The sequence below is a fragment of the Salinibacterium sp. TMP30 genome (assembly GCF_038397785.1).
GTDB lineage: Bacteria > Actinomycetota > Actinomycetes > Actinomycetales > Microbacteriaceae > Rhodoglobus.
In genome coordinates this window covers 2,218,936-2,239,101 of record NZ_CP151642.1, presented here as the reverse complement: position 1 = coordinate 2,239,101, position 20,166 = coordinate 2,218,936, and the positions used below count along the sequence as shown (strand labels likewise).

At 59.3% G+C, this 20,166-nt stretch carries 21 protein-coding genes; 14 read left to right on the top strand and 7 right to left on the bottom strand.

Annotated elements, in window-relative coordinates; genetic code table 11:
• Positions 1 to 2: 2 nt before the first annotated feature.
• The 8 genes from AADH44_RS10885 to AADH44_RS10850 all read left to right on the top strand — a co-directional run bounded on the left by AADH44_RS10885 (position 3) and on the right by AADH44_RS10850 (position 5,448).
• Positions 3 to 377, top strand: coding sequence for a holo-ACP synthase (locus AADH44_RS10885; protein WP_341952826.1), 375 nt, complete (start codon positions 3 to 5; stop codon positions 375 to 377).
• Positions 370 to 1,506 carry an alanine racemase gene (gene alr, locus AADH44_RS10880; RefSeq protein WP_341952825.1) on the top strand — a complete coding sequence of 379 codons (1,137 nt, stop codon included), beginning with the start codon at positions 370 to 372 and terminating at the stop codon, positions 1,504 to 1,506. The genes AADH44_RS10885 and alr overlap by 8 nt, the downstream gene beginning before the upstream one ends.
• Positions 1,503 to 2,078: a tRNA (adenosine(37)-N6)-threonylcarbamoyltransferase complex ATPase subunit type 1 TsaE gene (locus AADH44_RS10875; protein ID WP_341952824.1), complete on the top strand. Its 576-nt coding sequence runs from the start codon at positions 1,503 to 1,505 to the stop codon at positions 2,076 to 2,078. The genes alr and AADH44_RS10875 overlap by 4 nt, the downstream gene beginning before the upstream one ends.
• Entirely contained in the window at positions 2,062 to 2,682 is a 621-nt protein-coding gene (gene tsaB / locus AADH44_RS10870) for a tRNA (adenosine(37)-N6)-threonylcarbamoyltransferase complex dimerization subunit type 1 TsaB (RefSeq protein WP_341952823.1), read from the top strand. Before AADH44_RS10875 ends, tsaB begins: the two co-directional genes overlap by 17 nt.
• The gene (gene rimI / locus AADH44_RS10865) at positions 2,679 to 3,170 is read left to right on the top strand and encodes a ribosomal protein S18-alanine N-acetyltransferase (protein WP_341952822.1); all 492 of its coding nucleotides are present in this window, start codon (positions 2,679 to 2,681) and stop codon (positions 3,168 to 3,170) included. Before tsaB ends, rimI begins: the two co-directional genes overlap by 4 nt.
• On the top strand, positions 3,167 to 4,276 hold the full coding sequence (gene tsaD, locus AADH44_RS10860) for a tRNA (adenosine(37)-N6)-threonylcarbamoyltransferase complex transferase subunit TsaD (RefSeq protein ID WP_341952821.1): 1,110 nt from the start codon (positions 3,167 to 3,169) through the stop codon (positions 4,274 to 4,276). The genes rimI and tsaD overlap by 4 nt, the downstream gene beginning before the upstream one ends.
• 100 nt (positions 4,277 to 4,376) lie before the next feature.
• A complete protein-coding gene (locus AADH44_RS10855; protein ID WP_341952820.1) occupies positions 4,377 to 4,670 on the top strand; it encodes a DUF4190 domain-containing protein in 294 nt (97 codons plus the stop codon).
• A gap of 100 nt (positions 4,671 to 4,770) precedes the next feature.
• Positions 4,771 to 5,448 carry a hypothetical protein gene (locus tag AADH44_RS10850; protein WP_341952819.1) on the top strand — a complete coding sequence of 226 codons (678 nt, stop codon included), beginning with the start codon at positions 4,771 to 4,773 and terminating at the stop codon, positions 5,446 to 5,448.
• 15 nt (positions 5,449 to 5,463) lie between these two features.
• Here the strand turns inward: AADH44_RS10850 and AADH44_RS10845 are convergent, their stop codons facing one another.
• The gene (locus AADH44_RS10845; protein WP_341952818.1) at positions 5,464 to 6,651 is read right to left on the bottom strand and encodes an SAM-dependent methyltransferase; all 1,188 of its coding nucleotides are present in this window, start codon (positions 6,649 to 6,651) and stop codon (positions 5,464 to 5,466) included.
• Between the two features lie 124 nt (positions 6,652 to 6,775).
• Between AADH44_RS10845 and groES the strand changes: the two genes are divergently transcribed.
• From groES to AADH44_RS10820, 5 genes are all read left to right on the top strand, one after another.
• A complete protein-coding gene (gene groES / locus AADH44_RS10840) occupies positions 6,776 to 7,072 on the top strand; it encodes a co-chaperone GroES (protein WP_021809375.1) in 297 nt (98 codons plus the stop codon).
• Positions 7,073 to 7,196: 124 nt separating this feature from the next.
• The gene (gene rarD / locus AADH44_RS10835) at positions 7,197 to 8,141 is read left to right on the top strand and encodes an EamA family transporter RarD (protein ID WP_341952816.1); all 945 of its coding nucleotides are present in this window, start codon (positions 7,197 to 7,199) and stop codon (positions 8,139 to 8,141) included.
• 56 nt (positions 8,142 to 8,197) lie between these two features.
• Complete coding sequence (locus AADH44_RS10830) at positions 8,198 to 9,484, top strand: ABC transporter substrate-binding protein (RefSeq protein ID WP_341952815.1); 1,287 nt, start codon at positions 8,198 to 8,200, stop codon at positions 9,482 to 9,484.
• Between the two features lie 130 nt (positions 9,485 to 9,614).
• On the top strand, positions 9,615 to 10,871 hold the full coding sequence (locus AADH44_RS10825) for an ABC transporter substrate-binding protein (RefSeq protein ID WP_341952814.1): 1,257 nt from the start codon (positions 9,615 to 9,617) through the stop codon (positions 10,869 to 10,871).
• A 171-nt stretch (positions 10,872 to 11,042) separates the two neighbouring features.
• Complete coding sequence (locus AADH44_RS10820) at positions 11,043 to 12,320, top strand: ABC transporter substrate-binding protein (RefSeq protein ID WP_341952813.1); 1,278 nt, start codon at positions 11,043 to 11,045, stop codon at positions 12,318 to 12,320.
• A 382-nt stretch (positions 12,321 to 12,702) separates the two neighbouring features.
• On the opposite strand, the gene AADH44_RS10815 is transcribed toward AADH44_RS10820, so the two are convergent.
• From AADH44_RS10815 to AADH44_RS10800, 4 genes are read right to left on the bottom strand one after another with little or no spacing between them, the layout of a single operon-like run.
• Complete coding sequence (locus AADH44_RS10815; protein WP_341952812.1) at positions 12,703 to 13,440, bottom strand: ABC transporter ATP-binding protein; 738 nt, start codon at positions 13,438 to 13,440, stop codon at positions 12,703 to 12,705.
• Positions 13,437 to 14,342 (bottom strand): ABC transporter ATP-binding protein, encoded by a 906-nt coding sequence (locus AADH44_RS10810; protein WP_341954994.1) that lies wholly within the window; start codon positions 14,340 to 14,342, stop codon positions 13,437 to 13,439. The genes AADH44_RS10815 and AADH44_RS10810 overlap by 4 nt, the downstream gene beginning before the upstream one ends.
• Positions 14,343 to 14,400: 58 nt before the next feature.
• Positions 14,401 to 15,381, bottom strand: coding sequence for a branched-chain amino acid ABC transporter permease (locus tag AADH44_RS10805; RefSeq protein WP_341952811.1), 981 nt, complete (start codon positions 15,379 to 15,381; stop codon positions 14,401 to 14,403).
• A 9-nt stretch (positions 15,382 to 15,390) separates the two neighbouring features.
• Positions 15,391 to 16,671 (bottom strand): branched-chain amino acid ABC transporter permease, encoded by a 1,281-nt coding sequence (locus AADH44_RS10800; RefSeq protein WP_341952810.1) that lies wholly within the window; start codon positions 16,669 to 16,671, stop codon positions 15,391 to 15,393.
• A 279-nt stretch (positions 16,672 to 16,950) separates the two neighbouring features.
• On the opposite strand from AADH44_RS10800, the gene guaB reads away from it, so the two are divergent.
• Entirely contained in the window at positions 16,951 to 18,453 is a 1,503-nt protein-coding gene (gene guaB, locus AADH44_RS10795) for an IMP dehydrogenase (protein WP_341952809.1), read from the top strand.
• Here the strand turns inward: guaB and AADH44_RS10790 are convergent.
• Together AADH44_RS10790 and AADH44_RS10785 are read right to left on the bottom strand one after the other, a co-directional pair.
• Entirely contained in the window at positions 18,450 to 19,256 is an 807-nt protein-coding gene (locus tag AADH44_RS10790) for an ABC transporter permease subunit (protein WP_341952808.1), read from the bottom strand. The genes guaB and AADH44_RS10790 overlap by 4 nt on opposite strands.
• Positions 19,246 to 20,166, bottom strand: coding sequence for an ABC transporter ATP-binding protein (locus AADH44_RS10785; protein WP_341952807.1), 921 nt, complete (start codon positions 20,164 to 20,166; stop codon positions 19,246 to 19,248). Before AADH44_RS10785 ends, AADH44_RS10790 begins: the two co-directional genes overlap by 11 nt.

The following is a 20,166-nucleotide window of genomic DNA, read 5'->3' as shown; positions in this document are numbered from 1 at the left end:
CCGTGATTGTGGGGATCGGTGTAGATGTCGTCGACATCGCCCGCTTCGAACGTGCTTTGCAGCGCACGCCGACCCTCACCTCGCGCCTGTTCTCTCAGAGCGAACAATTGAAGGATGGTGCGACGCGACCGCTGCGCTCACTTGCCGGCCGCTTTGCCGCTAAAGAAGCGCTCATCAAGGCCCTGGGCGACTCTAGTGGCGTTACCTGGCACGACATGAAGGTCGTCTCTGACGCGCTCGGAAATCCGTCGTTTGAACTGCAGAACGCCACAAAAGCAATTGCTGAACGTCGCGGGATCACCTCCGTTCACCTGTCGATGAGCCATGACGCGGGCATCGCAATCGCTTACGTTATTGCGGAGGCCCACCATGACTGACCTTCGACTCGCAACGATCAACACCGGCGCGATAACGCACAACGTAGAAACTTTGCGCGCTCTGGTCGCCCCTGCGCTGGTAATGGCGGTCGTGAAAGCCGACGGCTACGGCCACGGAGCCATCGAAAGTGCCCGCGCCGCCATTTCTGGTGGTGCGAACTGGCTCGGCATTGCTGACCTGACCGAAGCGCTTGCGCTGCGAACCGCGGGCATCGACGCTCCACTCTTAGCGTGGTTGCACCAGCCGGGGGCAATATTCGGTGAAGCAGTGCGCGCGAATGTAGACCTCGGTGTCAGCAACATTGCACAACTGGCCGAAGTCGCTGCGGCATCCGGAACTGCGTTCGTTCACCTCAAGGTCGATACGGGTCTGCACCGCAACGGGGCTGCTCTTAGCGACTGGCACGAGTTCTTCGACGCTGCCGCGGCGCACGAACTTGCCGGGCGGATCCGTGTACGGGGAATCTGGAGTCACCTGGCCAATGCTGGCGCGGAGAATGACGCACAGCAGATCCAACAATTCTCCGCAGCCATCGTGATGGCGGAGTCTGTGGGGCTTCGGCCAGAATTCCGTCACTTGGCGGCCTCGGAAGGCGCGATCAAACACCCCGATGCCCGCTTCACCATGGTCCGACTAGGAATCAGCACCTATGGCCTTGCCCCGTCCGATGATGTGGATGCTTCGGCTCTAGGTCTGGTGCCGGCGATGACCTTGAGTGCCCCCGTCGTTTCTGTGAAACGCGCTTCGGCCGGTGCGGGAGTGTCGTACGGCTTCGACTTTCACTGCGAGACCGACACCACTCTCGCGCTCGTGCCCGTGGGGTACGGCGATGGTATTCCGCGCCATGCCTCCAACCGCGGCCCCGTCACGATCAACGGTTATCGAGGCCGGGTTGCTGGCCGGGTTGCCATGGATCAGATCGTCGTCGACATGGGTGATGCCCCGGTTGCCGTGGGCGATCGTGCAGTACTATTTGGCGACCCTTCGAACTCTGTGGACTCTTCGCTTGCGTCTGGCTCTGCGATGCCTGTGCCCAGCGCCGACGAGTGGGCGACGGCCGCGGGAACCATCAACTATGAGATCGTGACTCGCATCGGACCGCGCGTGGTGCGCAGGTACGAACCATGACCAGACTCGTGGTCGATTCCCCCCAGCGGATGGCTGATCTCGGGTCACTAATCGCCGGGCAGCTCGACGCCGGCGACCTCGTTTTGCTCAATGGCGAACTCGGTGCAGGAAAAACCACCCTCACGCGAGCGATTGGTGAGACTCTCGGCATCCGCGGCACCGTGACGAGCCCGACCTTTGTGCTCGCGCGCACGCATCCGCGACTGGGGCAATCGATATCGATACCGACAGCGACACAGCAACCGGAACCGGAGTCGGCATCGTCATCATCGCCAGCTCAGGCGCCCCTCGTGCATGTCGACGCTTACCGCTTGGGCAGCGCTGTAGAACTCGACGATCTCGACATCGATTTTGAGGCATCCATTGTTGTGGTCGAATGGGGTGCAGGTTTGCTCGATGGAGTTAGTAAGTCATGGCTGAACGTCGATATTGCGCGACCCACCGGCGCGGGTGACGAGAACCACTCTGACGATGATTTCGCCGAAGAGGCAGTTGAACCGCGCGCCGTGACGGTGACCGGTTTCGGCCCCAAGTGGGCAGATTTGAGGTGGCTTGATGTTTTTAGCGATTGATACGTCGGCAGGAACGAGCGTCGCGATTGTTGATGCGCAGGGCGTTGTGCACGCGGAGTGCGACTCTGCAGACACCCGAAAGCATGCCGAAGTCGTTGGCGACTTCATCTACAGCTGTCTCGCAGACACCAAACTCGCTGTAACCGACCTGACCGGTGTCGTGGCGGGAATGGGGCCGGGGCCCTTCACTGGGCTGCGGGTGGGCATCGTTGCCGCGCGCACTTTTGCTTTCGGTGCCGGCCTGCCGCTGTATCGGGTTGTCACTCATGATGCCATCGCACTCGGCGAAACCGCGCCAGTCCTGATCGCCACAGATGCGAGACGCAAAGAGCTGTATTGGTCAACCTACGCGGGAATGGATGACGCGGGGTTGCCCATTCGCGAGGCCGGACCCGCGCTCGCTCCCGCCGCAGAGCTCGCCACTCACGTGCCACACTTCGACCACTATGCGCTGCGGAAAGCCGCAACGGTGCGCGCCGCAAACCTGGCAACCCTGGCCCAGCTCATGAAAGTCAACGGGCGCGAATTTGCCGGCGAAGAGGCCCTTTACTTGCGCTCACCAGACGTCACCCTCTCCGCAGGACCGAAACGAGTAACCGCATGAGCTGGCAATTGCGTCGCGCTACCCCCGACGACCTCGACGCCATCATGGTGATTGAGGTGAGCGAATTCGCCAACGACGCTTGGTCCCGCGACATGATGAGCGCTGAGCTCGCTGATAATTACGGGTACTATCTGGTCGCGCATCCTGTGGGGGAGCCGACGCAGGTGAAAGCGTATGCAGGCTTGCGCGCTCCATTCCGTTCTGGGCAGGCCGACATCCAAACTATTGCTGTTGCTCCGGATGCTCGACGCCACGGCATTGGGCGTGCGCTGATGTACGCGCTCATGGTGGAGGCTCGTGATCGCGGGGCAGGTGAACTCTTCTTGGAGGTACGCGACGACAATCCTGCCGCGCAACGACTCTATGATTCGTTGGGCTTTGAACGCATCGCGGTGCGCCCGAACTACTACCAACCCGATGGCGTCGATGCGATCGTGATGCGCCTCACCATTCCCGAAGCCAAACTGTCTCCGGCGGTGGGGGTATGAGCCAGCCTGCGACCGTTACTCGGACAGCACCAGCGAACCGAAGCCTGCCGAACAACACCACTGAGCCTCTTGTGCTGGGAATCGAAACCAGTTGTGATGAGACAGGAATTGGCATTGTGTGTGGTAACCGCTTGCTCGCCAACGTCATTTCATCATCCATGGACGAGCATGCGCGCTACGGCGGGGTCGTCCCTGAGGTTGCGGCACGCGCACACCTTGAGGCGATGCAGCCAGCGCTCGAGCAGGCGCTCCGAGAAGCTGGGATAGAGCTTCACGAGATTGATGCGATTGCTGTAACGAGCGGCCCCGGACTTGCTGGCGCACTCATGGTGGGTGTTGCCGCAGCGAAGGCGCTCGCCGTTGCAACGGACAAACCGCTGTATGCCGTCAATCATCTTGTGGGGCACGTCGGAGCTGATGTGTTGCGCGACGACGGAACAGAAATTGACCTTCCGACGATCGCGCTGCTCGTGTCTGGTGGTCATACATCGTTGCTGCACGTTCGCGATCTGGTTTCCGATGTCGAACTTCTCGGCGAAACAATTGACGACGCTGCCGGGGAAGCCTTCGACAAGGTGGCCCGATTGCTCGGGCTTCCTTATCCGGGTGGGCCTCAGATTGATCGGGTTGCCGCAGAGGGCAATCCTCAGGCCATCCGATTTCCCCGCGGTCTGAGTCAGGCTAAAGACATGGAGAAGCACCGGTACGATTTTTCATTCTCGGGACTGAAGACTGCCGTCGCGCGCTGGGTCGAGCGTGAACACGATGCCGGAACAGAGTTTTCGATTGCGGATGTCGCGGCCAGTTTTCGTGAGGCAGTCGTTGACATCCTGCTGATTAAGGCGGTCGCGGCGTGTGTAGATCGTGGTGTGCCGCGCCTACTGCTCGGCGGCGGAGTCGTGGCTAACGCCCGTGTGCGAGAACTCGCGCAGGAGCGGTGCGATGCTGCGGGCATCCAATTGAGAATCCCGCCGCTGTCACTGTGCACAGATAATGGTGCGATGATCGCCGCTCTGGGTGCCCAATTGGTAATGGCGGGCAAACAGCCCTCTACGCTCGGCTTTAGCGCGGACTCGACCCTCCCGGTCACCCAAATTCAGTCCTAAAAACACGTTATGCTCTAGTCGAGACGCATTGACAGCGTTCTCTCAGGCTGAGAATATGGTGGCGCCGCTTTCGGTTTCATCTACTAAGGAGCATTCCGTCATGTCAGAACCCACGCCTTACGCCTCGACGCCAACAGGCGCGCCGGTTGCCAAGTGGAACGTACTCTCGATCGTCTCCCTGGTGACATCGATCCTGTGGCTTAGCCTCATCGGCATTGTCACGGGCCACATTGCGCTCAGCCAGATCAAGAAGACCGGCGAACAGGGCAACGTGCTCGCCATCATCGGTCTCGTGCTCGGGTACCTCGGACTCGTCGGGTTTTTCATCGCGCTGTTTGCAATATTCATTCCCCTCTTCTTCTTGGGTGCAGCGGGCGGATTCGACACCTACTAAGCCCGCACCTCAGTTTCTTACTCTTCGGGGCCCGCACAGTAGCGCGGGCCCCGAAGTCGTTGCTGGGCAGCTGTTGAGTTGTGCTTGCTAAAGTGTGCGGATGGCTACCAACAACTCAGACGGCGCAACCCCGTCGATCCCCACTCCCGCTACACCTGTCGCTTCACGCGCGCCCAAGGCAAAGGCGACTCCGTCAGCCAAGAAGCCTGCGGCTAAGAAGCCGGCTGCTGCACAGGTCGCAGCGAAGTCGACGCCTGCCGTGACGACCACCGCAGCCAAGACACCTCCAGTGAAGACAACACCCGTGACCCCCTCGACTCCTGCGACCCCCTCGACTCCTGCGACCCCGTCAGCCCCTCCGGTGCCGCCGGTTGCGCCCTCAGCGACTCCGGCTGCATCGGCTGACCCATACTCCGCCCCTAGCGGCACCCCGATCCCCGGCTACGAGGGTGCGTCGACGCCAGGCCAAGCGCCGTTCGCGCCGGTTCCGGCTGGTCCGGCGCAGGGCTTGTCGATCGCTTCGATGGTTACCGGAATTTCCGGCATCCTTTTGTCATTCGTCGTGTTCGGGTTCTTACCCGGCGTGGCCGCGGTGGTCATGGGTCACATGGCGCAGAAGAAGCAGCCGTATGCCCGTCCCTACTGGCTCACCGGCCTCATTACCGGGTATATCAGCGTCGTGATTGGTCTGATCACCGGGGTTATCGTCATCGCAGGTTTTGCGTTGCTGTTTGCTGGCGTTAGTGAGTTCGGGACCGGCTTTCGCGGAAACTTCTAACTAGTCCACAACTCGCTAAACCGAGGGCGGCACGCGCTGCGCCAGTAGCGCCCGGCGTTTGCCAGCTACACGCGTCAGAATCAATGTGGCACTGTTCTCGCCGGTTAGCGAAAGCGAAGTTCGAAAAGTCGCGGGGTCAATATCGACCCCGCGCTTTTTGATTTCTAGGGTGCCAATCTTGCGCGTTGCTAGTTCCCTCTTCAGCGACCGCTTATCGAGAGGGAAGTCGGCCACAATCTCGAAACACGTCGCGAATGGCGACGATGCTGCGGCATCCGCGCTGAAGTAGGCGATCGATGTGTCGAGCATCCGGCCATTTAACCGTCGGGCAAGATCTCCAATGAGTCGTGCACGGATGACGGCACCGTCTGGCTCAAATAGAAACTGTCCCAATTCTCCCGGGGCTTCGTCCACGCTGTCGGCGGGTGCACTCATCTCGGCGGTGCCGTGATCGCCGATCACGAGCGCCGAGCGGCGGATGCCGTCGCGAGCAACAGCCCCGAACCAGAGTCCGAGCTCGACGACTTCGCGACCGACCGACACCCACTGGGCTTCAGCATTGTCGGGGATCACATCGCGATCGATGCCGGGGCCGAGCTTGATTCCGGTGGGATAGCGCTCAGCCAGTCCGAACGCGAAGTCGAGTGAGGGGGTCCAGTCGGCAGGGTTGGTGAGACGCACGCGGGCGTCACGACGTGCTGGGTCGAGGTAGATTCCGTCGATTCCGGTGAGGTCTGTTGTTTCGGCATCGCCGTGGAGTACTTGGGCGTTGGCCCAAGGGGCGAGGTTGTAGCTTGCGATGGCTGCGGTGGTTTCGTCCCGCTCTACCGCGGTGACATTGAGGTCAAGACCCGCGATCGCGAGGGCATCGGCACCGATTCCACAACCGAGATCAGCCACCCATTTCACGCCAGCCTTGCTAAAGCGGCCGGCGTGTAGTGAGCCAACGGAGAGCCGAGTGGCTTGTTCGAGCCCGGCCTCGGTGAAGAGCATCCGTTCGGCGAATGCACCAAACTTGCTTATCGCTTTTGCGCGTAGTTTTGATTGGCTGAGTACGGCGGCGACGAGTCCGGGGCTGTGGCCGGCTTTTCGGAGTTCGGAGACGGTTCGCACGATCTCATTGCTGGGTTGCCAGACGGGAAGGGAGTCCAGCAGGCGAAGGCCTTCAGCTGAAAGCAGCTCACGCAATTCGCTCTGATTCATTGTCTAACCGTATCCGCATCTGTATTGGCACTCACGTTGATCGAGTGCCAACCAAGCCGTATAGTTGATCTGGCACTCTCACACGGAGTGTGCCAACCCAAGAACTTTTAGAAAGAGGTCAAACGTGTCGGTGTCTATCAAGCCGCTCGAGGATCGCATTGTTATCAAGCAGGTCGATGCAGAACAGACCACCGCGTCTGGGCTCGTCATTCCTGACACTGCGAAAGAGAAGCCCCAGGAGGGCGAAGTAGTCGCCGTAGGTCCCGGTCGCATCGACGACAACGGAAACCGCGTGCCGCTCGATATCGCAGTAGGCGACAAGGTCATCTATTCCAAGTATGGCGGAACCGAAGTGAAGTACGGCGGAGACGACCTGCTCGTGCTGTCGGCTCGCGACGTGCTCGCTGTGGTCGTTCGCTAACGCGAATACCTAAATCCTCGCCGAACCTCGCTGTTCGGCATCATGAAAGCCCGAGGCTCGCGCCTTGGGCTTTTGTGATTTGTGGATGTCGTGTCAGGCAGCGCCGCAGCCCTAAGCTTTAGAGGTGTCCACGACTTCTCACGCGACTGACCGCGTATCACCTAGCGGCCTCGGTTTTGCGGTGTCCGCCTACGTTTTGTGGGGCGCGATGCCTATCGTGTTCTTTTCGCTCAAGGAGTCTGGCGCGATCGAGATCGTAGCCTGGCGCATCGTCTTGTCGCTCGTGTTCTGTGCGGCGCTTCTGCTCGTTACTCGAGGCTACGCGCGGGTGCTGGCGATCATCCGCGATCGCAGAACTTTCTGGAGCCTCGGCCTCGCGGGCGCGCTTGTTGTCGTCAACTGGCTGATCTACGTGTATGCGAGCGTCAACGGCCACATTGTTGAAGCGGCGCTTGGCTACTTCACTAACCCGATCGTCACGGTGTTGCTTGGCGTGCTTATTTTGCGTGAGCGCCTGCGTCCTCTGCAGTGGCTTGCCCTCGGTATCAGTGCGCTTGCCGTTCTTGTGCTTGCCATCGGTTACGGCAGTTTTCCGTGGATCGCTCTGGGGCTCGCCTTCAGTTTTGGCCTGTATGGACTCGTCAAGAAGAGCGTCGGGCGGAAAGCGGATGCCCTCGGTGGCTTGGCCGTCGAGACAGCTTTTTTGACGCCCATCGCGATTGTTGTTCTGCTCATGTTGAGCGCTAATGGCACTCTCACGGTGGGAACAGTTGGCACCGGTCACACGGTGTTGACTCTGTGTTTGGGGGCGATTACCGCGATTCCGCTGATCTTGTTTGCCGCCGCTGCTCGTCGTCTACCGCTCACATATATGGGCCTTGCGCAGTATTTGGCGCCGATCTTACAGTTGGTCGTTGGTGTCTTCATTTTTCACGAGGCGATGCCTCCAGAGCGCTGGTTGGGGTTTGCCATTGTGTGGGTGGCGCTGGCTATCCTCACGTTTGATCTGTTCCGCCACTCTTCTCGCACCCGGCTTGGTTCACCCGCTGAAGCGCCCGGCGCACCGTAGTATTCCTGTGGAGGTACGTGGTCGCCCGAAGATCGCCGTGCCGAGAGAGGCAAATCATGACGAGGTTTAGCGCGACTCTCCGTCTGGTCGGTGCAGCATCAGTTGTCGTCGTTCTTGCGGCGTGCACTTCGCCTGGCCCGACAGTGACAGCTTCTTCTCCTTCCGCAGTGTCGCCAAGTCCTACTCCCACGGTGGATCCGTCCGGTGATGGAGTGCTGCGCGTTGGCACCATTTTTCCGACGAGCGGAGCATTTTCCTTCCTCGCTGCTGCTCAAACGGCTGGGGTTGCTGCAGCGATTAAAGAGATCAATGCTTCTGGTGGTGTGAACGGCGAGCCGGTAGTCGTTGTCGCGGTTGATTCTGGCGAAGCAAAAACCACCACGCTCGAGAAGTCGTTCACCGCGTTGGTGTCAAAGAAGGTCGATGTGGTGATCGGGCCGTCGTCGTCAGTTCTCGCTCAGCGGGCCATCCCGCTGGCAATTGACGCCAAGATTCCCGTCATATCTCCCGCAGCAACCTTCTCGACACTCGCCGACGTTTTTGATGATGGCTATTTTTTCCGCACAATCCCTGCCTACGATCAGCAGGGCTACGCACTGGCGGAAGCACTAGCGGGTGGGGCGACGAAGAAACGCATCGCCTACGTTTACGTCGCTGACGCTCAGGGCACCGCGCTTCACGACACCTTCGTTGCGGCGCTCGCTGAGTACGACACTGAGCTTGTCGCTGATGAGGTCTTCGCTAGTTCAACGACGAACTTTGATTCGATGATCGCGAACGTCAAGAAGGCTCAACCCGATGTCGTAGTTGTTGGATCAACGTATGACTCGGTCACGGCGACAAAGGCGGCGATCGGCAAGATCGTGGCGGCGGGCTACAAGGGGTCGAAGTTGTGGCTCACCTCGCTCAACACTGGTGACTATTCGCAGTCATTCAAGAACGGCACGCTGAAGGGTGTACGTGGCGTGATCGAGGGCGCGCAACCGTCGAAGACCTTTATCAAGACTCTCAAGGCCTCTAACGCGAAATTGACCAGCTATCGCTACGCGATGGAGGCCTATGACGCCACGATGCTGGCCGCGCTTGCTGCGATCGTTGCGAAGGATGATGCGGGGGAGGCGATTGCGGGGTTGCTCTACGACGTCTCCAAGGGTGGCGTGAAATGCCTGAGTTTCGCTGAATGTATTGATGTCCTGAAGACCAGCAACGACATCGATTACGACGGTGTTTCTGGGCCCGTGAACTTCACCCCTGATGGCGACATTGAGCCCGGATATTGGGGCTACTACACCTACGACGGCGAAAACAAGTTCGTGTTTAACAGTGGTGCCATCTTCGGCTAAGAGGGGTGCTGCCCGGACTGGGGGCACTGTTTGAGCGACGAGTTGTTCTCACTGAGTTCGTGTTTTGCGGTTTGGCCACTACCGTAAAAATGCTGCTTTCTGTTTTGAGCAGTAGATAGGAGCGACTGCGATGACATCCATACCCGTTGGATCACGCGTTTCGCTGCGAACCCGTCGTGGGTTCACGGTAGTTGCGGGTGTGCTCGCTGCGGTTCTTGTGTTGAGCGGATGCTCGGCAGAGGAGACCCCCAAAGTAGCGCCCGCCCCCAAAGACTTGACCCTCACAATTGGGGCACTCGTGCCCGAATCAGGTTCACTCGAAAAGTTTGGCCCGGCCGTCTCTGCAGCCATCGCGCTCGCAGCCCAGGACGTCAACGATGCCAAAGCCAACCTCACGGTTAACGTGGAGACGCGTGACTCTGGGGACTCCACCGGCACTACAGCAGAGGACGCTGTAGCAGAGTTGCTTGCCGCCAGAACCACTGTAATTATTGGTGGCCTTTCAAACGGCGTTTCGAAGAAAGTGGTCGACAAGATCACGGGCGCCGGTGTTGTCGAAATTTCACCGGCAAACGATTCGCCCGACTTTTCAGACTATGACGACAGCATGCTGTATTGGCGCACGTCGCCGTCGTGCGCGCTCGAAGGATCCGCACTGGGAGCTGAGATGGCCGACCGGGGCGACGGCTCAATTGCGATTCTTTCGGAGGACGTACTGTGCGGCCCGCTTCTTCCTCGCGCAGTGGGCGAGACTTTCCAACGAGGCGGTGGCGAAGTCATCGTTGAGGAGAGTATCAACGAGAAGGCGACGGGCATTGATGACCAGATCGCTGACGCGATTGCTGCGAAGCCGGATGCCGTTGCCATTCTCGGCACCACTCAGGCAGAGAAGATTGCCCAAGCTTTCATTGCCGCTGGATACTCGGGCGATCAGTTGTTCTTCAGTGGCTTGTCGTTGGGTGAACGCGGGTCGGGATTTGCGGCGGGGGCTTTAACCGGGTCAATCGTCACACATCCAGGCCTCGATGTCTCGACGATTTCAGACTTTACCGATCGACTTCTGGAAATCAACCCGGGCCTCAAAGACTTCAGCTACGCCGCAGAAAGCTATGACGCTGTAATCTTGGCGAGCCTCGCTGCGCTCGCCTCGCAGAAGATCACGGGCGAAGCGATCGCAAGCAAGCTCCAAGAAGTCTCTGGTGGTGCAGGCGATGGCGAAGTCGCAACCACTTTTGCGGATGCAGCCAAGATCATCCTTGCGGGCGGCACGGTAGATTACGACGGTGTTTCGGGCGCGATAACCCTCAGCGACAATGGCGATCCTCAAGGCGCCATCATCGGTATTTACCAGTACGGTAGCGACAACGTGTACACCCGTATTAACTGAGTAGCATCTGCGTTTCTAAAGAGTCTAGGTATGGTAACGATTCCTAAGAGTGTTACAAGGCTGTAGTACTGACGTATTGTGCGGACGTCCCGGGTGGGCATAGCTTGACAGTGTGGCGACAAAGCAGTGCCACATCTGATTCCTGAACACATTCGAAACGCAAGGAGCAACATGAGCGTATTCGCGAAGGCTACGGCCTCCCCAACACGGTCCAAGCGGACACTGTTGAGCGGTCTCGCAATTCTCGGTGCAAGTGCACTGGTACTGGCAGGCTGTGCAACTGATGGAGGGGACACTCCCTCTGGCGACGGTGGTGGCCCGCTCTCACTGAAGTTGGGAACAGCGCTGCCCGTAACCGGTAACCTCGCATTCCTCGGCCCGCCCGAGATCGCAGGCACTGAGTACGCCGCATCGCAGATCAACGAAGCCGATGCAGGCATCCAGATCGAGCTGATCCAGGGTGACTCCGGAGACACCGACAACAAGGCATACGAGACTGAGATTCCTCGTCTGCTCAACGAAGATGTTTCCGCAATTCTTGGTGCAGCATCCTCGGGTGTTTCGCTTCAGTTCATCGACCAGGTTGTTGGCGCTGGAGTAATCCAGTTCTCGCCGGCAAACACCTCGGCTGCCTTCACGGACTACGACGACAAGGGACTGTACTTCCGTACTGCTCCTTCCGACGTGCTCCAGGGTGAAGTTCTGGGAAACCTGATCGCTGCTGACGGTAACGAAACTCTCGGCATGATCGTTCTCAACGACTCCTACGGAACCGGCCTTGCCAAGTTCACCCAGGAAGCGTTCGAAGCAGCCGGTGGTGAAGTTGTTTCACAGCCCACTTACAACACCGGTGACACCACGTTCGACGCTCAGATCTCTGAAGTTCTTGCTTCTGACCCTGACGCGATCGCACTGATCACCTTCGAAGAAGTTTCGACCATGCTTCCGAGCATTGTCAGCAGCTTCCCGGCAGACAAGCTCTACTTCGTCGATGGCAACCTTGCCAACTTCGGTGACGAGTTCGCTCCCGGAACCCTCGCGGGCGCCAAGGGAACCCTGCCCGGCCTCAGCGTAGACACGATTGCGGACTTCACGACCGCACTCAACGACTTCTATGTTGGTTCTGGACAGCCTGAGCTCGAAGAGTTCAGCTACGCAGCAGAGTCCTTCGACTCGGTAGTCTTGCTCGCTCTCGCATCGCTCGCGGCCGGTTCAACCGATCCCGCAGCGATCGCAGAGAAGCTGCAAGAAGTATCGGGTGGTTCGGGCAACGGTGAGAAGTGCACCACCTTCGCCGACTGTGCAGACATCATCAACGGTGGCGGCGTAGCTGACTACGACGGCATCTCTGGCCCGATTACCTTCAACGAACTCGGTGACCCCACCGAGGCGCAGATCGGAATCTACCAGTACGGTGACGACAACACCTACAGCGCGTACAAGGGCTAGAAATAGCTAAGACTCGCTAAGAGAAAGGCCCTAACCCGTCGAGGTTGGGGCCTTTTTCGTGCGCCTACGACCCGTTGCCGGGTGCTGAGGGTGTTTCACGGAATACTGGACCGTGTGGCAAAACCTGAAACAGCGTCAGGTGCCCGCCTCAGCGGTCGATGGTGGCGCTAGTGAGGCCTGACATCCATGAGAGACGCTTAGGGCGCTCACAGTGGCACGCAGCACCGGAGCGACGCCGGACTTCCGCCGGGCGTGGGTAGCCAACGCGATTCGATCGACGTGAGCTGCTCCATCACCCGACCGATTCCCCAGCGCCTAACGGCCCGTTAATCTACAAATGCCCCGCCAGACGAATCCGAGCGGGGCACGTGTAGGCGATTGACTAGGTACCGAGCGTGCCGAGGTATAGCCCGATGACCTTGGGGTCGTTCAGGAGCTCGCGTCCAGTGCCTTCGTAGGCATCCTTACCCTGATCGAGCACGTAGCCGCGGTCACAGATCTGCAGGCAGCGTCGCGCGTTCTGCTCAACCATGATCGTGGTCACGCCAGCCTTGTTGATCTCCGAGACACGAATGAATGCTTCGTCCTGCTTGACCGGAGACAACCCAGCGGAAGGTTCGTCGAGCAACAGCACTTGCGGGTCCATCATGAGTGCGCGAGACATCGCAACCATTTGACGTTCGCCGCCCGATAACGATCCGGCGCGCTGCTTGAGTCGCGCCTTGAGCTCGCTGAAAATGCCGACAACGAAGTCGAGGCGCTCATCATAGATTTTGGGGTTCTGGTAGAGCCCCATCTGCAGGTTCTCTTCGATCGTCAGGCTCGGGAACACGTTGTTGTTCTGAGGAACAAAGCCAACACCGCGCGCGACGAGCTTGTTGGCTTTGAGCCCCGTGATGTCATCGCCGTTTAGCGTGATCGAACCGCCGCGCACCTGCACTTGGCCAAAGATTGCCTTGAGCAGTGTGGACTTGCCCGCACCGTTGGGCCCGATGATTCCGATGAGCTCACCCGGGTTTGCGACCAGGTTGCAGTCATTCAGAATGTTGACTCCGGGAAGGTAGCCTGCGGTGAGGTCCTTGACATGGACAACCGCATTTTCGGTGGGAATTGCGTTCACTTGCGGGGCTCCTTGCGCTTAGCGATATTGGCGTCGAGTTCTTTGACCTCGGCGGCTAAATCGATAGCGCCAGTGTTCAGTTCGCCCTCGATGCGGCCGGTGACAACACCAAGGTCCACATCTTGGTGCGAGCCAAGGTAGGCGTCGATCACGGCCTGGTTGTTCATTACTTCGTCGGGCGGACCTTCGGCAACCACTTCACCTTCGGCCATCACAATTACCCAGTCGGCGATGTGGCGAACCATGTGCATGTCGTGCTCGACGAACAGCACCGTCATGCCCTCTTCCTTCAAGTCGAGGATGTGGTCGAGCAGCGACTCTGTGAGCGCAGGGTTGACGCCTGCCATCGGCTCATCGAGCATGACGAGCGTTGGCTCGCTCATGAGTGCTCGCGCCATTTCGAGCAGCTTGCGCTGTCCGCCAGAGAGGCTGGCAGCGAAGTCAGACGATTTGGCATCGAGCTTGAACTTCTTGAGCAGAACCTCGGCACGTGCCTCGATCTCGGCCTCTTGCTTGCGCCAGAGCCTCGGGATCATGCCGCGGAAAATGTTCTCCCCAATCTGATCCTGTGCGCCGAGCTTCATGTTCTCAAGAACGGTCAACAGCCCGAGAGCCTTGGTCAGCTGGAACGTGCGCACTTGACCGAGTCTGGCCACTTTGTGCGCGCCCATTCCCGCAAGTGCGTGGCCATCGAACGTCCACTTGCCTTCGTCTGGTTTGTCGAATCCGGTCAGAAGGTTGAACAGGGTCGTCTTGCCGGCACCGTTCGGACCAATCAGAGCGGTGATTGCGTTGCGCGGGATCTCAATGTGGTCAACGTTAACCGCGGTGAGACCACCGAACGTGCGACGAACTCCGTCAGCGATGATGATCGGGTCGACCTTGGCAACTCCGGGGGCGATATCGCCCTTGTGGAGCCCCGTCGTCTTTGCGCGTTGCACCGGCGCAGCCGGTGTGTCTTTATTTGACAAAGGTCAGCTCCTTCTTATTGCCGAGGATGCCCTGTGGTCGATAGATCACGAGCAACATCAGCGCCACACCTACGAGGATGAAACGCACAGTCTGCGACTGTGTCGTAGTCATGAACGGCAGTACACCGATGTTCACTAGGGCGGGAAGCAGGTTGCTCAGCAACACTTGAACGCCCCAGAAAATAACCGAACCGATGACGGGCCCGAAGATTGTCGCGGCACCACCGAGAAGCAGCGCGGTGTACACGAAGAACGTCAGCGACGTCACGTACACCCCGGGGTTCACCGAGGCGGGAAGCGCATAGACGATTCCTCCAAGGGCACCGAATACACCACCGAGCATGAGCGACTGCAACTTGTACGAGAACACGTTTTTACCGAGGGCACGAACGGCATCCTCGTCTTCACGGATTCCCTTGATGACGCGACCCCAGGGACTGCGCATGACAGACCACAGGATGAGCATCGCAATTGCGAGAATGGTGATGCCGAAGATGCGAACCCACCATCCGTTCTCGTTGTACACCCAAGGACCGAAGCCGTAGGTGCCATCGGGGATTGGGTTGAACGCGCGGAAGCTGTCGTGGTAACCGCTCAGTCCATCGGCAGAGCCGGTGTACTTGTCGAACGTTGTCGTCAGGAACAAGAGGCGCACAACCTCAGCGGCCGCGATCGTCACGATTGCCAAGTAGTCACCGCGTAGTCGCAGAGTAGGAATACCGAGGATGAGCGCGAAGATGAGCGAGCCACCGACACCGACGAGCATGCCGCCCCACCATGGAAAACCGAAGGTGAGGATTGAGATCGCATAGCCATAGGCGCCGATTGCCATGAAGGCGGCAATACCCATGTTGAGCAAACCGGTGAAACCGAAGTGCAACGCAAGTCCGAGCGCCGCGAGGGCGTATCCGATCGTTGCGGGTGCAATCAGCGATGACGCGGTGTTGGAGAGAATTTGCAGTATATCCATGAGCGGCCCCTAACCTATTCTCTCTTTGCGACCGAGGATGCCCTGCGGTCTGAACAACAAGATGACGATGAGTACGACGAGCGCACCCACATACTTCAAGTCGGAAGGAATGAAGAGGCTCGACGTCTCAACGAGAACTCCGACGATGATCGAGCCAACTAGGGCACCGAACGCGGTTCCGAGGCCACCCAGGGTAACCGCGGCGAACACGAGCAGCAGGATCTGAGCACCCATGTCCCAGCGAATGCCGGGGCGGAAGTAGGCCCACAGCACACCCGCGAGGCCGGCCATTGCGGCAGCCAGAATCCAAACAACCCGAACAACCTGGTCGACATCGATGCCGGATGCGGCCGCCAACGACGGGTTGTCGGAGACTGCGCGAGTTGCTTTACCAATCTTGGTCTTCACAAGCCACCACGCGAAGATCACGATAACAACGATGCTCACAACCATGCTGATCATGTTGGTTTGACTGAGCGACACCGATCCGAAGAGTGCGATGTCGGGGGAGTTGGAGCCAGGCAGCTGTTCAGTTCCTCCACCGCGGAAGTACTGGAAGGTGTAGCGAAGCGCCAGAGACAGACCGATCGATACGATCATGAGCTGAACGATGCCCACGCCTTTTTTGCGCAGCGGTTTCCACAACCCGGCATCGAGTGCCCACCCGAAGCCGGCACTGAGGAGTACAGCAATCGGTATCGCAAGAAAGATCGGCCAGCCGAGGTCGACCGACACAATGAGCGCCATCACCGCGCCAAAGGTCACCATTTCGGCGTGAGCGAAGTTGGAAAGCCCCGTGGTGCCGTAGACGAGGGAGATGCCGATAGCGGCAAGTCCCAGCATGAGCCCGAAGTTGAGGCCGTTGACGAGGCGTTCGACGAGTTGGTCGAAGAAGCTGACAACGTTTCGTTCACCGCGTCCGATGAAGAAGTTCACCACTGTCGATCCGCTGGGACCGATCATCGCTTCTTTGACGTTGGGGGTGTCGTCTGTGCCGGTCTCGTCGATCACTGCGATGCCGTCGGGCAGTGTTGTTTCGTCGAGCGTGACGCTGAACTCGTCACCGTCGGGTACGCCGACTTTCCATTGGCCGTCAGCATCCGTTGACACTTCAACGTCGTAGCCGCCGCCAGAAATGGTGAGAAGTACACCTTCTAGTGGCACGCTTTCGAGCTTGACGTTGCCAATGACGCTGTTGTCGTACTCATCGACGTTAACTTCGTCGGCCATCGCAGGCATAGACATAAGAGAAAAAGCGGCGGAGAGGGCGACGATGAGCGCTACAAGCACTCCTCGTCTATTTTTCCGTCGCGTGCGGCGATATTCCGCTGTGTTCACAGGACCTCCAGAAAGGGACCCAGCCGGAATCAAGAATCCCGCGGGTTCTGATGTGTCGACGGCATTGACGACACCGGCCGATTGCGCCCGACATACAACTGCTTGTCGGGTACAAAGCGGTGAAGCCATTATGCGGGGGAATGTTCGACCACGAAACCCGTTAATATTGATTGGCCGCAGATTTAACACAAGATCGCCGGTTTCACGCTCCTGGTGCAAGGAAGATTTAACATGGAACAGCCTGACCCTTTCGGCGTCGTCGGACTCACCTACGACGATGTGATGCTTTTGCCCGGTCACACTGATGTGATTCCGAGCGATGCTGACACCAGTTCACGTCTAACCCGCAGAATCCGGCTATCTTCGCCCCTTATTTCGTCGGCGATGGACACCGTCACTGAAGCGCGAATGGCGATCGCGATGGCTCGAAATGGTGGCCTCGGGGTGCTGCACCGCAACCTCTCAATCGACGATCAGGCGGCCTTCGTCGACAAGGTCAAGCGCAGTGAATCCGGCATGATTACCAATCCGGTAACAACTACGCAACGGGCCACTTTGGCCGAGGTTGACGCACTCTGTGGCCAGTTCCGAATTTCCGGTGTGCCGGTTATCGAAGACGACGGAACGCTCGTCGGGATCGTCACCAACCGCGATATGCGGTTCATCGAGCCACAAGACATGGACTCGACCCTGGTGCGCGATGTGATGACCAGAATGCCGCTCGTTACTGCGCCCGTCGGGATTGAGCGTGAGGGGGCAATCGCTCTCCTCAACCAGCACAAGATTGAGAAACTGCCTCTTGTTGACGAGCACGGCAAGCTCATAGGCCTTATTACGGTCAAAGACTTTGAGAAGACCGATCAGTACCCGAACGCCACGAAAGATGACGAAGGCCGACTCCGCGTTGGTGCAGCAATCGGATTCTTTGGCGATGCGTGGGAACGCGCTGAGCGGCTGCGCGATGCGGCCGTCGACGTCATTGTCGTTGACACCGCCAATGGTGACTCTTCGGGCGTAATCGACATCGTTCGACGGCTCAAGGCGGATTCCTCGTTCGACGCGATCGACATCATCGGCGGAAACGTCGCCACCCGATCGGGTGCGCAAGCGCTCATTGACGCCGGTGTGGACGCCGTCAAGGTCGGAGTCGGACCAGGTTCGATTTGCACCACTCGCGTCGTCGCTGGTGTCGGAGTCCCCCAGGTGACCGCCGTCTACGAGGCATCACTTGCCGCTCGTGCGGCAGACATCCCCGTTATTGCAGACGGCGGCCTTCAGTACTCCGGCGATATCGCCAAGGCACTTGTGGCGGGTGCAGACACCGTGATGCTCGGTTCACTGCTCGCCGGAACCGACGAAAGCCCCGGCGATCTTATTTTCCTGAACGGCAAGCAGTTCAAGGGCTACCGCGGAATGGGTTCGCTCGGTGCGATGCAGACCCGTGGAAAGAAGACGTCGTATTCACGTGACCGCTACTTCCAGGCGGATGTTCCTTCCGACGATCAACTGATCCCTGAAGGCATCGAAGGCCAGGTTCCCTATCGCGGCCCTGTCTCCACCGTGATGTACCAGCTGCTCGGCGGCCTCCGGCAGTCAATGTTCTACACGGGCGCTCGCACAATTGATGAGCTGCACGTGAAGGGCAAGTTTGTGCGGATCACCGCCGCCGGGCTGAAAGAATCGCACCCCCACGACATCCAAATGGTCGTGGAGGCACCGAACTATCGCCGCTAAGCGGCCACATCTCGGCGGTTGAACACGATGCCGCCGATTACGAGCACGACCGCCGCAACACCGTAGATGAGGCCAAGGGCTCTCCAGTCGGCACCGTCGAGCAGCGGGGAGTTGCCAAAGGCCCAGTGATACGGCGAGATGGCGTGCAGCCACTCAACGTCGGGACTTTGGTTGCCCAGCGAGTTGAGCACGTACCCGAACAATGCGATTCCCGCCGCCGCCGCACTGGCATATGAGCGGCGGCCGGTGATCGCGCCCACAGCTAGTCCACAGCTCGCGGCCAGCAAACCTAACCCGAGCAGGGACAGGCATCCGCCGACAATACTCGCAGGTTCGAGATCGATCCCGGAAGACTGATTCAGCGCAATAATGAGCAGCGCAGAAATTGTGGCGAGCCAGGTCAGTCTCAGGATGACAGCCAGGCTGCGCTCAATGATCACCTGCACACGTGAGACACCGTGGGCGAGAGTGAGCTCAAGGGAGCCCGATTCTTCGTCGCCCGCGATCGCGGCCGAGCTCCAGAGTGTCGCCGCAATGGTCATGAGCGCGAACCCAATGAGGCCAAGGAACGTTGCCTGAACGTAGCCGCCACCGCTGGAGAGGTCGTCGAACCCGAGGGTCGTTGAGAACCCTGCTGGCAAGGAATCGATGACGTCTTGGAACCCGGCATCCGGTCCTGAGAACGAGGAGTACAGCGGGACGTAGAGCATGACCGCCGCGACGAATCCGATGGTCCAGCCGAGGGTGCCTCGCCAGGTGTCGGCAAGGTTGCGGCGTAGTAGGGGCAGAGCGTTAGTTTTCATTGGGGGCCTCCGAGGAATAGAGGTTGATTACCGACGATTCGAGATCCTGTTCTTCAACCCGGAGATCGACAACGTGGAACGGGGCGATCGCCTTGACGAGAGCATCGATGTGTCCCTCCACGGTGCCGGTGACCTGAACGATGTCCCCATCGACGACCCTGAGCTCGGCGAGTTGTGGCAGTGCTTCGAGAGCGGTGCGGATGCGGTCTGCTGCGACATCCGTGAAGTCAACGACGACGCGCCGCACAGCACTCGTGCGCAGTGTTGCAACGTCACCGACTTTCACTATTTTGCCGTTGCGCAGGACCGCGACTTGGTCGGCTGCGCTCTGAATTTCACTGAGCACGTGTGAACTGAGGAACACGGTTTGGCCCTTGTTTTGGGCTTCGCGAACCATGCCCAGGAACACTTGTTGAACGAGAGGGTCGAGTCCGCTTGTCGGCTCGTCGAGCACGAGGAGCGGCGGTTCGTGCATGAACGCTTGGACGAGTCCGAGCTTTTGCTTGTTGCCTTTGGAGAGCTGACGAACGTGACGGCTGAGGTCGAGTCCGAGTCGTTCGGCAAGTTCATCGACGCGGCCTTTCACCACGAGGCCACTGATGTCTGCGTAATGGGCTAGTAGTGCGCGGCCGGTGACTCGCCCTTCGAGCAGCAGTTCACCGGGAAGGAAGCCGATTCGGCGGCGCAGTGCGGCGCCACCGGTTCGAGGGGATTCTCCCAGCACGGTGGCGTGACCTGAGGTTGGCCGGATGATGTCGAGGAGGAGTCGCATTGCTGTGGTTTTGCCGGCCCCGTTGGGGCCGATCACGCCGAAGACACTGCCGGTCTCGACGGCGAGATCCATGCCGTCGAGTGCCGTGTGGCGGCCGTAACGCTTGGTCAGCGCTCTGGTTTCTATTGCGTAGGTCAT

Excerpts from the sequence above, each read along its gene's own strand:
- rimI (WP_341952822.1), top strand. The coding sequence starts at position 2,679 with ATGAGCTGGCAATTGCGTCGCGCTACCCCCGACGACCTCGACGCCATC.
- alr (WP_341952825.1), top strand. The coding sequence starts at position 370 with ATGACTGACCTTCGACTCGCAACGATCAACACCGGCGCGATAACGCAC.
- AADH44_RS10805 (WP_341952811.1), bottom strand. The coding sequence starts at position 15,381 with ATGGATATACTGCAAATTCTCTCCAACACCGCGTCATCGCTGATTGCA.
- AADH44_RS10875 (WP_341952824.1), top strand. The coding sequence starts at position 1,503 with ATGACCAGACTCGTGGTCGATTCCCCCCAGCGGATGGCTGATCTCGGG.
- AADH44_RS10825 (WP_341952814.1), top strand. The coding sequence starts at position 9,615 with ATGACATCCATACCCGTTGGATCACGCGTTTCGCTGCGAACCCGTCGT.
- AADH44_RS10785 (WP_341952807.1), bottom strand. The coding sequence starts at position 20,166 with ATGACCTACGCAATAGAAACCAGAGCGCTGACCAAGCGTTACGGCCGC.
- AADH44_RS10820 (WP_341952813.1), top strand. The coding sequence starts at position 11,043 with ATGAGCGTATTCGCGAAGGCTACGGCCTCCCCAACACGGTCCAAGCGG.
- AADH44_RS10845 (WP_341952818.1), bottom strand. The coding sequence starts at position 6,651 with ATGAATCAGAGCGAATTGCGTGAGCTGCTTTCAGCTGAAGGCCTTCGC.
- guaB (WP_341952809.1), top strand. The coding sequence starts at position 16,951 with ATGGAACAGCCTGACCCTTTCGGCGTCGTCGGACTCACCTACGACGAT.
- AADH44_RS10850 (WP_341952819.1), top strand. The coding sequence starts at position 4,771 with ATGGCTACCAACAACTCAGACGGCGCAACCCCGTCGATCCCCACTCCC.
- AADH44_RS10830 (WP_341952815.1), top strand. The coding sequence starts at position 8,198 with ATGACGAGGTTTAGCGCGACTCTCCGTCTGGTCGGTGCAGCATCAGTT.
- tsaB (WP_341952823.1), top strand. The coding sequence starts at position 2,062 with ATGTTTTTAGCGATTGATACGTCGGCAGGAACGAGCGTCGCGATTGTT.
- AADH44_RS10790 (WP_341952808.1), bottom strand. The coding sequence starts at position 19,256 with ATGAAAACTAACGCTCTGCCCCTACTACGCCGCAACCTTGCCGACACC.
- tsaD (WP_341952821.1), top strand. The coding sequence starts at position 3,167 with ATGAGCCAGCCTGCGACCGTTACTCGGACAGCACCAGCGAACCGAAGC.
- AADH44_RS10855 (WP_341952820.1), top strand. The coding sequence starts at position 4,377 with ATGTCAGAACCCACGCCTTACGCCTCGACGCCAACAGGCGCGCCGGTT.